This window comes from Carboxylicivirga litoralis (assembly GCF_025499605.1).
Lineage (GTDB): Bacteria > Bacteroidota > Bacteroidia > Bacteroidales > Marinilabiliaceae > Carboxylicivirga > Carboxylicivirga litoralis.
The window spans coordinates 129,066-141,775 of the sequence record NZ_JAFMVC010000009.1 but is presented as its reverse complement, the minus strand read 5'-3'; the positions used below and the strand labels follow the sequence as shown (position 1 = coordinate 141,775).

The window sequence follows — 12,710 nt, the reverse complement described above, 5'->3', positions numbered from 1 at the left end:
ATGGAAGATGCTACTAAAAAGTTCTCCAGAAGAGATATAGTTAAAACTTTAGCCACGGTGCCAGTCCTTGGAGCACTCGGATATGGTGTGCTGAAAAAGGTGGATTACCAGAAACAAAAAGTATACAATATTGCCGATGACTTGGGTTTAAACCTCTACGATGAGCCGGAGTTGATTACGTCGAAAGCTGGAAAGACCATACGTCTGGGTATAATTGGTGCCGGCGGACGCGGCAAATACCTAATGGAAGCTGCTGGTTTTGCACATCCCAATACAGTAAAGCATTGGCATGATGAGTTTAAGCGTAATAAACGTGATACACGTTATGGTGATTACATGGCTCAGGATAACCTGAATATTGAAATACGAGGTGTATGCGATTTGTTTGATGTGCATGCTAATGATGCTTTATTATCAGCCAGTAACGGTCAAAAAGCAACGGAAATAAATGACGTTGCTTCGCATGTTAAGCGTTACCGTAATTATCGCGATTTGTTGGCCGCCTCAGATATTGATGCAGTGATTATTGCAACGCCTGATCATTGGCATGCACAAATGGGTATTGATGCTGCCAAGGCCTGTAAGCATATTTATATTGAAAAAGGCTTAACGCGGACGGCCGAAGAAGCTTTTCAACTCCGAAAAGTTGTTAAAGAAACAGGAGTGGTGTTTCAGTTGGGACACCAGGGGCGGCAAACGGCCAGCTTCAACAAAGCCAAACAATTGATTGATAAAAATATCCTGGGCAAGATTTCGTTGATAGAAGTATGCACCAATCGGAATGATCCTAACGGAGCCTGGGTGTATCCGATTCATCCCGAAGCCAATGAAAATACCATTGACTGGCAGCAATTTATTGAACCAACCAATAAGCATGCTTTCAGCGCCGAGCGCTTCTTTCGCTGGCGTTGCTGGTGGGATTATGGAACAGGTCTGAGTGGTGATTTGCTGACGCACGAGTACGATGCCATCAATCAGGTCTTGCAATTAGGCATACCACATTCAGCAGTGGCTTCAGGTGGTATCTATTACTTCAAAGACGGACGGGAAGTGCCGGATGTTTTTCAGGCCGTGTTTGAATACCCCGAGCGTGACCTGACGTTCATGTACAGTGCTTCTCTGGCCAATGAACTATATCGCGGCAAAGTGATTATGGGACACGATGCTACCATGAAAATGGAAAATAAACTAGAGATTTTCCCGGATAACCGATCGACACAGTACCGCAAGCAGTTGGATGCCGGTTTGATTTCATCTCAGCAGGCTATGATCACCTATGAGCCGGGACGCAATACACTGGATGGCACCACATCGGCTACCGAGCAGTATTTTGCCAGTCGTGGTTTATTGTACACACATGTACAGGGAAAGCGCGTTAACACGGCACATCTGCATATTAAAGAATGGCTTGAATGTATTCGAACCAATCAACAACCAAGTTGTGATATCGATCAGGCTTTTGAAGAAGCCATCACTGCTCATATGGCTACCATTGCTTATCGCGAGAACCGAAAGGTATATTGGGATGCTGAAAAAGAACAAATAATTTAATTACCCTTTATAAATTACCTTAATTTTAAGAACATGGACGATAAAAAAGAACGGCTCGAAATGGGTCGCCGTCAGTTTTTGGCCAATGCAGGAATAGCCACTGCAGGTCTGGTCATGATGCCTTCAATGGCAGCTGCTATGAACAAAAACAAATCCAAGAGTGATAAGCTGAATATTGCCGGTGTTGGTGTTGGTGGCCGCGGGTTTGGCGTGCTGAAAGCCATGGAGAGTGAAAATATTGTCGCTTTGTGTGATGTGGATTGGAAATATGCCAAAGGTTGTTTTGACTACTTCCCCAAAGCAAAACGCTATTGGGATTGGCGTCAAATGTTTGACGAAATGGGCAAAGACATTGATGCTGTTGTGGTGGCTACTGCCGACCATACACATGCTATTATTGCAGCAACAGCCATTACCATGGGCAAACATGTGTATGTAGAAAAACCATTGACTCATACGGTTTATGAATCACGATTATTAACCAGGTTGGCAGCCAAGCATCAGGTGGCGACACAAATGGGTAACCAGGGCGCATCGGATGAAGGTGTGGCTTTAACAACCGAATGGATTCAGAATGGTGAGATTGGTGAGGTGCGTAAAGTAGAGGCTTTCACCGATCGTCCGATATGGCCTCAGGGCTTGAACCGTCCAACCGAGGAACAGCCGATTCCCGATACGTTTAACTGGGATTTATTCATTGGCCCGGCCAAAATGCGACCTTTCAATGAAATTTATACCCCATGGAATTTTCGTGGCTGGTGGGATTTTGGAACAGGAGCACTGGGCGATATGGCCTGTCATATTCTTCATCCTGTGTTTAAAGGCCTCAAGTTAGGCTATCCAACTAAAGCACAGGGTAGTTCAACTCTGTTATTGACCGATGCAGCACCTGTAGCTCAAAAGGTACGTTTGGTATTTCCTGAAAGGGCAAGTTTGGCTAAAGTGGCCATGCCTGAAGTTGAAGTCCATTGGTACGATGGAGGTCTTCAACCACTCAAACCTGACGGCTGGCCGGCGGGCAAGGATATGAACAACCAAGGTGGCGGTGTCCTGTTTCATGGTTCAAAAGATACTTTAGTGTGTGGTTGCTATGGACGCGATCCATGGTTGCTGTCAGGTAGAAAGCCAAATGTGCCTCAAACAGAACCACGCATAACCTTAAGCCATGAGATGGATTGGGTACGTGCATGTAAAGAGAAACCTAAGAAAAGAGTTGAAACCTTATCGCCATTTAGCGAAGCCGGGCCATTCAATGAGATGGTGGTGATGGGTGTATTGGCGGTTCGATTGCAATCGTTGAATAAAGAGCTGGAGTGGGATGGCGAAAATATGCGCTTTACCAATATCGGCGATGACGAGACCATTCGCACGGTGATTAGCGATGGCTTCAAAATTCATGATGGCCACCCAACCTTTGATAAAGAGTGGACCAAGCCGGTTAATGCCAACGCTTTTGCACAAGAATTAATTAAACATACCTACCGGGATGGATGGTCTTTACCTGAAATGCCAGTATAAACTATAAAAACTTAAGCAATGAAATACTTATTAATATTAGGAATGATAATGGCAATTTTATCATCATGTTGTGATAAATCGCAAGAGCAGAACACACTAACAAAAGAAGAAAAAGCCGACGGCTGGCAATTGTTATTCGATGGAAAAACACCCGATGGCTGGCGCAACTATGGCAAATCAACATTCCCTGATGGATGGGAAATAACAGAAGATGGTACAATCCACTGTCCTGGTTCGGGACGTGGTGAAGCGGGCGGTAAAGACCGTGGCGATATATTGTATGGCGAGAAGCAATTTGGTAATTTCCATTTAAAGCTGGAATGGAAGATTTCTGAAGGTGGTAATTCTGGCATTTTCTATTTAGGACAAGAGAATGACTCCTTGGATTACATTTGGAAAACGGCACCAGAAATGCAAATCCTGGATAATGAAAAGCATCCAGATGCAAAGGCTGGTATAGCGGGTAATCGTCAAGCCGGTTCATTGTACGATTTATATCCGGCCGTTCCTCAAAATGCCAAGCCGGTCGGTGAATGGAATTCGGTTGAAATCAAGGTTTACAAAGGGTCGGTATGGCATATTCAGAACGGAGAAACCGTTGTTGAGTATCACCTGTGGACGCCTGAATGGAATGAGTTGGTGGCAGGTAGTAAGTTCCCCGCTTTAAATCCAACTTGGGCCGATGTTGCCAGTGAAGGTTATATTGGTCTCCAGGATCATGGTGATGATGTATGGTTCCGTAACATTAAAATCAAAGAATTATGATACGCTTAGCTCTTTTGTTGGGTATCGCTTTTTTTGTTTTACCAATTGCAAATATAGACGCACGAAAAGTGGAAAAGAACATTGGTATACAGCTCTGGTCAGTTCGCGATGATATGAAAAAAGATGCTGAAGGAACCATCCAGAAACTCGGCGATATGGGGTATTCATTTGTAGAAGCTGCCGGCTATGGCGATGGAAAATTCTACGGTATGGAACCACTGGCTTTTAAAAAGTTGTTGAATGATAATGGCTTACAATTTACAGCTTCGCATTGTGGTCAGGCTTTGCCCGATACCGAAAACTGGGATAAAACCATGCAATGGTGGGATGAGTGCATCGAAGCTCATGCCAAAGCTGGTGTTCAATATATTGTTCAGCCTTTTATGGATGACAAAGGCTATGGTTCACTGGCGGATTTAAAGCGATACTGTGATTACTTTAATGTTATAGGCGAAAAATGCAATGCGAAAGGCATTCGCTTTGGCTACCATAATCACGATAAAGAGTTTGAAGAGGTTGATGGCATTGTTCGTTACGATTATATGCTTCAGAATACCGATCCTGATAAGGTGATGTTTCAGTTGGATTTATATTGGATAATGGTTGGCAAAAAGGATGCTTTGGCTTATTTTAAAAAGTATCCTAAGCGCTTTGAGCTTTGGCATGTGAAGGATGAAAAAGAATTGGGCGAAAGTGGTAAAATGGATTTTGAGCCCATTTTTAAAAAAGCCAAACAATCGGGCATGAAAGCCATTGTTGTTGAGGTAGAGCGTTATAATTATGCACCGCTGGAAAGTGTAAAAAAGAGTCTTGATTTTCTGATGAATGCATCTTACGTGAAATAGTTTATTTTGATAGGATAATTAGAGAAGAGGTTGTTCGTCTGGAGCAGCCTCTTTTGCTGTGAAATAATCATTTCCTCAGTTTTTCAATTCCGCAATTCCACTATTAAGCAAATCAACATTTAAAAGCTATCTTTGCAAAAAAAACAGCATATGACAACTCGTAAAGTACGTGTGCGCTTTGCGCCTAGTCCAACCGGACCATTACACATTGGTGGTGTTCGTACCGCATTATTTAATTACCTGTTTGCCAAGAAGCATGGCGGTGATTTTATCCTTCGTATTGAAGATACGGATTCAACACGTTTTGTTGAAGGTGCCGAGGAATACATCAACGAGAGCATGGAATGGTTAGGCATGACCATTGACGAAGGGGTGAAGCAAGGCGGTGAATTTGGACCATATAAGCAAAGTGAGCGTCGCGAGATTTATAAGAAATATGCCGATCAGTTGGTAGAGACAGGATGGGCTTACTACGCTTTTGATACACCTGATGAGTTGGATGCTTTGCGTGCACAGGCCGAAGCTGAAAAGAAGACCTTTGCTTACGATATGCATTCGCGCAATGCTTTAAAAAACTCACTTTCTTTGAGTGAAGATGAGGTGAAGCAACGCATGGAGGCTGGTGAACCTTGGGTAATTCGTTTTAAAATGCCTGAAAACACCGAGGTTCAAACCAATGATATGGTGCGTGGTTCAGTCACATTTAACACCAATACTTTAGATGATAAAGTATTATACAAGAGCGTCGATCAACTGCCAACTTATCACCTGGCGAATATAGTGGACGATCACTTAATGGAAATTTCACACGTTATTCGTGGTGAAGAGTGGTTACCATCAGTGCCTTTGCACATTATGTTGTACCGTGCGCTCAACTGGGAAGAAACCATGCCGCAGTTTGCTCACTTACCTTTGATTTTGAAACCAACAGGTAAAGGAAAACTATCGAAGCGCGATGGCGATAAAGGTGGTTTCCCGGTCTTTCCCTTAAACTGGCAGTTGGAAGATGGCATTGCGGCCGGATACCGCGAAAGCGGTTATTTCCCTGAAGCGGTGGTTAATTTATTAGCTTTATTGGGATGGAACCCGGGTACAGAACAAGAGTTATTCTCAATGGAAGAGTTGATTGAGCTATTTTCTATCGAACGTGTTAACAAGTCGGGGGCTCGCTTTGATCCTGATAAAGCCAAATGGTTCAACCAGCAGCATTTGGTGCGTAAAGAGGATGCTGAATTAGCCGAACTTTACAGAGTTGTATTAACTGAAAAAGGAATAACAGCAGAGACAGGTTTTGTAGCTCAAGTGGTTGGCCTGGTTAAAGAGCGTGTCAACTTTGTGAGTGAATTGTGGGAGCAAAGCGCTTTCTTTTTTGAAGCGCCAACAGCCTACGACCCAAAAGTAGTTAAGAAGCGCTGGAAAGGCGATGTACCTGCATTTATGACAGCATTAACAGCAGAGTTAGAGAAGGTTCAAAACTGGAAAGCTGACGACATTAAAGCGGCTATTTCAGCACAAATTGAAGCTAAGGAATTAGGCTTTGGCTTGGTGATGAATGCTTTCCGTTTGGCTTTGGTTGGCGGTGGTTTTGGCCCCGATTTAATGACCATTGCCGAGATGATTGGTAAAGAAGAAACAGTGAAGCGCGTGAATGCAGCTGTTGAAAATATTGGATAACGACTAGTTCGAATATTCTGCGAATAAAAAATCCCGCATCTGATTCAGGTGCGGGATTTTTAGTCTTATGTCTTTTATCTTGTGTCTAAGATTATTTCTTCTTCGCCCAGGAATCTTTTAAAGTAACCGTGCGATTGAAAATAATAGTATCTTCCGTAGAATCTTTATCAACACAGAAGTAACCTAAGCGCTGGAACTGGTAACGCTCAACGCCATCGTCAAATTTGGCGCCAGCATCTTTATAGTTAGGCTCAATGTAACATGAGTTAATAACCGATAATGAATCAGGATTTAAGAACTCCAGAAAATCTTTATCCTTGTGTCCATCAGGCGCTTCATCCATAAACAGGCGATCGTATTGCTTCACCTGAACGGTTTTAGCATGCTCAATGCTCACCCAGTGAAGCGTACCTTTAACTTTACGGTTACTGCCTTCCATACCGCTTTTCGTGTCTGGATCGTATGTACAGTAGATTTCAGAAATCTCACCGTTTTCATCTTTTTTGATGCCTTCGCATTTCACGATGTATGCATTCTTCAGGCGTACCTCACGTCCCACATCCATGCGGAAAAATTTACGTGGCGCATTTTCCATAAAATCATCGCGCTCAATATAAATCTCACGGCTAAATGGCAGTTTGCGTGCTCCCATGCTCTCATCTTCCGGGTTATTGATCGCTTCCATCCACTCCACTTGTCCTTCCGGGTAGTTAGTGATAATAACCTTCACCGGGTTTAACACGGCGTAAACACGTGGTGCTTTTTTATTTAAGTCTTCACGGATGCAGTGTTCCAAGAGGGCTACGTCAATCACATTTTCGCGCTTGGCAACACCAATCTGGTCGGCAAATTTGCGAATAGACTCAGGAGTGTAACCTCTGCGGCGATAACCTGAGATAGTAGGCATACGAGGATCATCCCAACCAGCTACATAGTTCTCATTCACCAACTGAAGCAATTTGCGCTTACTCATTACTGTGTAGTTCAGGTTCAAGCGCGCAAACTCAATCTGACGCGGACGAGCTTGTTCTTTTAATTCTGGTTGAAACTCTAATATCTGCTCTAAGAACCAATTATAAAGAGGACGGTGTACCTCAAACTCAAGTGTACAGATAGAGTGGGTTATACCTTCTACAAAATCACCTTGTCCGTGAGCAAAATCATACATGGGGTAAATGCACCATTCATCGCCGGTGCGGTGGTGATGCGCATGAATGATACGATACATCAATGGATCGCGCATATGCATGTTGGGCGATGCCATATCAATTTTCGCACGTAATACACACTCTCCATTTTGGAACTCACCTTTACGCATGCGCTCAAATAAATCCAGGTTTTCTTCCACGCTTCGGTTGCGGAAAGGGCTTTCTTGTCCGGGAGTTGTTGGTGTCCCTTTTTGAGCTGCTATTTCTTCGGCACTCTGATGATCAACATAAGCTTTTCCATTCTTGATAAAAAGGATAGCCCACTGGTATAATTGCTCAAAGTAGTCCGATGTAAATTTAGGATCGTCATTCCACTGAAATCCTAGCCAGTTAACATCTTCTTTTATAGACTCAACGTATTCGGTATCTTCTTTGGTAGGGTTGGTATCATCAAAACGAAGGTTAGTTCCACCTTTGTAGTGCTTGCCAAGTCCAAAGTTCAGGCAAATAGATTTGGCGTGACCAATGTGAAGGTATCCATTTGGTTCAGGTGGGAAACGCGTTAATACGGCTCCTCCATTTTTATTTTCACTTAAATCACTATCAATTTCCTGATGAATGAAATTTGTTTTTGGCGCTTCGTTCAATTCCATCTGCTCTGTATTTTGTCTCTTAAAATGTATTTGCTTTAAAAAGGATGTGTGAACATCAAGCACAAAAGTAAGTGTTTTTCGACTTAAAAATCTGATGATTCGGTGATAAAAGATTAATTTCGCCAAAAAAATAGTGTGATAATGGAAAAGAAGCAATTGATAGGTGTGATTGAGCTGGAAGAAATGGAGTTTTATGCTTATCACGGTTGTTTTAAAGAAGAGCAAGTGGTAGGTAATCGTTTTTTAGTCAAAGTGACGCTGGAAACGGATTGTACTCTGGCCGCTGAAACTGATAATATTAACGATGCTTTGAACTATGTGTCGGTATACGAGATTGTGAGGGAGCAAATTATGCAGAACTCTCATTTGTTGGAGCATTTAAATAAGCGCATTATTGATGGTATTTACGATAAATTCCCAGAGCTTTTAAAAGCAACGGTTAAAGTATCGAAGGTGAATCCACCAATGGGAGGGCAAATGAAATGTGTTAGTGTTACTTTTTCACGCTAGGTATGAGTAAAACAGAAGGAACGCCTAAGATTTGCCCAAAGTGTGGTGCGAGCTATACTTGTTACAGTAATAGCAATAGAAAGTGTTGGTGCAACGATTTTTTTGTGAAAGCTGAAAATCTTAAAGTGTTGGCAGAGAATTACAACAGCTGCCTTTGCCCCGATTGCCTCAGTTTTTATGCAGAAAAGAAGAAATAAAAATTTGCTCAGAAAATAATTTATTACTTATTTTGCAACCCGAAACACAACGGTTCCTTGGCCGAGTGGCTAGGCACTGGTCTGCAAAACCAGCTACGGCGGTTCGAGTCCGCCAGGAACCTCAAAAGGTGATTTTCATTTAGGTGGAAATCACCTTTTTCTTTGGGGATATTTTTTACATGTAAAGGTTTATTAGGGATTGATTATGAGCATGTATGCAGTAGTTGGAGATGCAATGTTATAATCACCATAGAGCTATTGGTCTGGATTTAAAAACAATATTGAAGTCGGTTATATATAAAGAATAGAAATGGACGGAAGGGAAAGAAAGAACATTAGAAAGGGAACTAAAGTCGCAATTTTACAAAAACAGGATGAACGTTCGGGGAATCTTACTCATGGGGTGGTTCAGGATATACTCGATGAGGTAACATTTCATCTAAAAGGTATTGAGTGTCGCCTAAAGACCGGGCAAGTTGGACGGGTGAAGATGATTAAGCTTTAGTGAATGCTGAAAAGAAACTGAAACTCCTAATCTCTATTGAGATTGGGAGTTTTTTTGTTCCTGTAGGTGAATAGAGGATTTTTAAAAGTACAGGAGGTTTTCAAGCTCCAATTGCTTTTGTATTTTGGCAATTTCGTCATCTGTTAATCCGTAAAATGGATTAGTATCAATTTCCTGTGGAATTTCAATGCCATAAACCATCATAAAATGCTTCATTTTTTCGCTCATATCCTTATTGTTTTAAAATTAACAATGCGCACGATTCAACAATGATGCCACTAATAAGCACGCAACTTTTATTAACAATAGAGAGATGGATATGACGGTTTTTAACAAATAATATTAGAAATTGGCTGGGCAATGAAAAGCTATTTGTTTTTGGGTTTCCGGATGGTTAAAAACGATGTGTTCCGCATGTAACATCAGGCGTTTAGCCTTTCTTCCATATAGAGGATCGCCAACGATAGGTGTATTAAGTCCTTTAATATGAGCTGCGTGTACGCGCAGTTGGTGAGTGCGCCCCGTGAGTGGGTAGAAATGGACGCGGGTTTGGTTTTTATCCTTTGTTATTACTTTCCATAGTGTTTTAGCTGGTTTTCCATGTTTATAACACACCAATTGCCTGGGCCGGTCATCAAGGTCAACACGCAACGGAAGGTCAATGGTGCCAGAGTCTTTTTTAATGTCGCCATCTAAAATAGCTACGTATCTTTTTTTAACATCGTGATTCAGAAACTGTTTCTGAAGGTTGATATAGACGTTTTTGGTCTTGGTAATAATCATTAATCCCGACGTATCTCTATCGAGCCGGTGCACTATAAAAGGCTCTTCGCACCTGGGGAATAAATGTTTTATTTGTTGATATACCGAATCATCGTTTGATTTGCCAGGAACTGACAATAAGCCTGATGGTTTGTTGATAATGATTAAGCAATCGTCTTCATATATTACTTCAATTTTAAGAGGTTTTTTAACCTTGTCCGATGCCATAGACAAACCTTTTAACATAAAACCCAGCAGCGGTTCGCATTTACTTTTGCAAGCCGGATAAAAGTAGCCATGTTTTCTAACTTTCTTTTGAGGCGATGGTCCCCACCAGAATTCGGCTATTGCAATTGGGGTGTAATTATTTATAAACGCATGTTGGAGTAATTTGGGTGCTGCGCAATCTCCTGTTCCGGCTGGGGGTAGAGTGTTAACTGATTGTTCAAATATAGCTGTTGCACTAGCCTTATTACCATCGGCATTAATAAATACGTAATTGTCAAATAATTGCTTTTGAACTTCGGCCGATTTTAATTTGCGTTGTTCTTTTAAGGAGTTTAATTTTTCATTAAAGGATTCAATTTCGGAACGTAATTCATCCAGCTCATTTTTAAGCTGTTTTCTTAGTTTATTAAAGTTGCTTTTTTCAGTCTGGCTTTGCTTAATAAGTAATTGATGAATGCTATCGTCAGTTGTGCTGCTTCGCTTTTTGTCTCGCTCTGCTTTATGTATTTTATTCTGCTCTTTTGTTTGCTTTATGGTCTGTTTTGCAGCTTTTTCTTTAGCTGATAATTGCTGCTTCAAATCACTAAGTACCGACGAGTTCTTTAACTCCTTAATGGCTGCATTAATTTCATTAAGATTTTGCTCTTCAGCTCTGAAAAAACCTGAAGGATTTGTAATGTCATAAACCTGTGGAACAAAGTAAAAACCACTATTTAAGTCTTTTTCATTTCCAGAGTAGGCCGCCAGATAACCTATTTGTCCAGATAAATTTTTAACAATCAAAACACCATACATTTTCCCTTTTTCCATGGTTGAAGGCTTAGGAAGAGAGCGTTCTAATTGCTGTTTGGCAAACAGGCATAACGGATGTGGTGTATAATCAAAGGGATTATTAAAACCATCCGGCAAGCTGCTGGTTAGTTCTTCTGGAATTGGGTAAAAATAGTGCATTTAAAAGTCGTAATAGAGAATAAAGGAAATACGATTGGCCTTGCCTTTTTGTTTGTCTTTATTAATACGGGAGCCATAAGAGTATTCTCCTCCAACCCGAACACCAGGTATAACATTCCAAAAAATATTGCCCGAGAAATAAGCGCTGAATTTAAAGGTATTATCTGGTTGAAAAGAGCGCCCTGGCATATAGATAAATCCTGGAGTGAAATAAGAATATATGTTATCGTTCCAGTCAACCCCGTACGAAACAAAGCCACCAAAAATATCTAAAGGATGATATTCCTTCGTTGTTTCATCATAGGCAATGTCAAGGCCATTACCAGAAATGGAGCTAATATAGTGGGCTATGCCTCTACCTCCAACAAGTTGAAACAGAATTTCTTTCTTGTCGTTAAATTCGTAACGACCACTCAATAACGCCCCATAACCAAGCGCTCCGGATTGGTCAATGTTATAGGCCAAACTTCTGAATATAAGAGCTGTCTGTAGATGTCCCCAGTTTGTCAGGCGCTTAAAACGCGTTGCTATGTCCGGAAAGTCTTGCAAAATCCTTAAGCTATCTGCTATTTCAAGGTCTAACTCAGGCGATTCTATGGAGACGGTCCATCTTAGCTTAGGACTAAGCAAATGGCTATATCGAATTTGTACGGTTCGTTTACTAACAGAGCTATTGGGACCCTCTAAATCAACGGTCCAGGGTATAGAAGAGGGGTCTCCAAATACGGACCAGGTCTGACCAGCTAAAACATCCATAAATAAACCATAAACGTGACGCAAACGATAACCATGTTCAGTGCCTAAGTAATCGCTTTCAAGTCGCATTAATATGGGACCTAACCCTGTTTTTTTGGTAGCTTCAATCCCAAATCTTGTTTGGTGACCACTCATAAAAAAGCGCGCACCCTGACTTTCGGATTCGACTGGTATATCTATCGTTTTAAAATTGTCGCGGTGAGCTAGTCCGTTAAAATCGTATGCGCCGTTAAGCCGAATGGAGCCTTTGAAGGTTATTTGTGCTGTGCCATCTTTTGAGTTAAGCGTAAAACCTTTAAGATCCGGCGAGTCTTGCGGGTGGATATCTTGAATTTTAGCTGAATCGCGCTGACGGTATGTTAATTGTTCTTCAACTTCAATTGTTTTTAACTTAATTGTATCTCCATGAATCAAACGCATTTCAGGATTAAACAGCACTTCAGCCAACGAACTGCTACTTTTACTTTTTAAAGAATCGACATTGGTAATCAGACTATCAATGAGTTCCGCATCTTCAATGAATATCTGTTGTAAGATATTAGAAGAGTCTGGTAATTCTCCAATAACCCGCGATTGAGCCTTTGATTGTATACCCACAAAAAGGACTAATACAAGTAGAGCTAGCGTTTGGAATAACTTATACATCT

12 protein-coding genes and 1 tRNA gene are annotated in these 12,710 nt (G+C 41.5%); 9 read left to right on the top strand and 4 right to left on the bottom strand.

Annotated features, from left to right (window positions below; all coding sequences use genetic code 11):
• From J1N10_RS10620 to gltX, 5 genes are all read left to right on the top strand, one after another.
• Positions 1-1,551, top strand: coding sequence for a Gfo/Idh/MocA family protein (locus J1N10_RS10620; protein WP_262326680.1), 1,551 nt, complete (start codon positions 1-3; stop codon positions 1,549-1,551).
• A gap of 33 nt (positions 1,552-1,584) precedes the next feature.
• On the top strand, positions 1,585-3,069 hold the full coding sequence (locus J1N10_RS10615; protein ID WP_262326679.1) for a Gfo/Idh/MocA family protein: 1,485 nt from the start codon (positions 1,585-1,587) through the stop codon (positions 3,067-3,069).
• 18 nt (positions 3,070-3,087) lie between these two features.
• Positions 3,088-3,834, top strand: a complete 747-nt coding sequence (locus tag J1N10_RS10610) for a 3-keto-disaccharide hydrolase (RefSeq protein ID WP_262326678.1) — start codon at positions 3,088-3,090, stop codon at positions 3,832-3,834.
• The gene (locus tag J1N10_RS10605) at positions 3,831-4,679 is read left to right on the top strand and encodes a sugar phosphate isomerase/epimerase family protein (protein ID WP_262326677.1); all 849 of its coding nucleotides are present in this window, start codon (positions 3,831-3,833) and stop codon (positions 4,677-4,679) included. Before J1N10_RS10610 ends, J1N10_RS10605 begins: the two co-directional genes overlap by 4 nt.
• A gap of 150 nt (positions 4,680-4,829) precedes the next feature.
• Positions 4,830-6,353: a glutamate--tRNA ligase gene (gene gltX / locus J1N10_RS10600; RefSeq protein WP_262326676.1), complete on the top strand. Its 1,524-nt coding sequence runs from the start codon at positions 4,830-4,832 to the stop codon at positions 6,351-6,353.
• Between the two features lie 91 nt (positions 6,354-6,444).
• Here gltX and J1N10_RS10595 read toward each other — a convergent pair whose 3' ends face one another.
• Positions 6,445-8,154 (bottom strand): glutamine--tRNA ligase/YqeY domain fusion protein, encoded by a 1,710-nt coding sequence (locus tag J1N10_RS10595; protein ID WP_262326675.1) that lies wholly within the window; start codon positions 8,152-8,154, stop codon positions 6,445-6,447.
• Positions 8,155-8,295: 141 nt separating this feature from the next.
• Here J1N10_RS10595 and folB point away from each other — a divergent pair, with 141 nt between their 5' ends.
• The 4 genes from folB to J1N10_RS10580 all read left to right on the top strand — a co-directional run bounded on the left by folB (position 8,296) and on the right by J1N10_RS10580 (position 9,366).
• Positions 8,296-8,664 (top strand): dihydroneopterin aldolase, encoded by a 369-nt coding sequence (gene folB, locus J1N10_RS10590; protein WP_262326674.1) that lies wholly within the window; start codon positions 8,296-8,298, stop codon positions 8,662-8,664.
• Positions 8,665-8,666: 2 nt separating this feature from the next.
• On the top strand, positions 8,667-8,861 hold the full coding sequence (locus tag J1N10_RS21310; protein ID WP_410053443.1) for a cysteine-rich CWC family protein: 195 nt from the start codon (positions 8,667-8,669) through the stop codon (positions 8,859-8,861).
• Positions 8,862-8,912: 51 nt separating this feature from the next.
• Positions 8,913-8,983: transfer RNA gene (locus tag J1N10_RS10585), tRNA-Cys, on the top strand.
• 188 nt (positions 8,984-9,171) lie between these two features.
• Entirely contained in the window at positions 9,172-9,366 is a 195-nt protein-coding gene (locus J1N10_RS10580; protein ID WP_262326673.1) for a YwbE family protein, read from the top strand.
• Between the two features lie 81 nt (positions 9,367-9,447).
• Here J1N10_RS10580 and J1N10_RS10575 read toward each other — a convergent pair whose 3' ends face one another.
• From J1N10_RS10575 to J1N10_RS10565, 3 genes are all read right to left on the bottom strand, one after another.
• Positions 9,448-9,594 (bottom strand): hypothetical protein, encoded by a 147-nt coding sequence (locus J1N10_RS10575; RefSeq protein WP_262326672.1) that lies wholly within the window; start codon positions 9,592-9,594, stop codon positions 9,448-9,450.
• 114 nt (positions 9,595-9,708) lie between these two features.
• A complete protein-coding gene (locus J1N10_RS10570) occupies positions 9,709-11,307 on the bottom strand; it encodes an RluA family pseudouridine synthase (protein WP_262326671.1) in 1,599 nt (532 codons plus the stop codon).
• Positions 11,308-12,708 carry a DcaP family trimeric outer membrane transporter gene (locus J1N10_RS10565; RefSeq protein ID WP_262326670.1) on the bottom strand — a complete coding sequence of 467 codons (1,401 nt, stop codon included), beginning with the start codon at positions 12,706-12,708 and terminating at the stop codon, positions 11,308-11,310. It lies immediately after the preceding gene.
• Between the last annotated feature and the right edge of the window lie 2 nt (positions 12,709-12,710).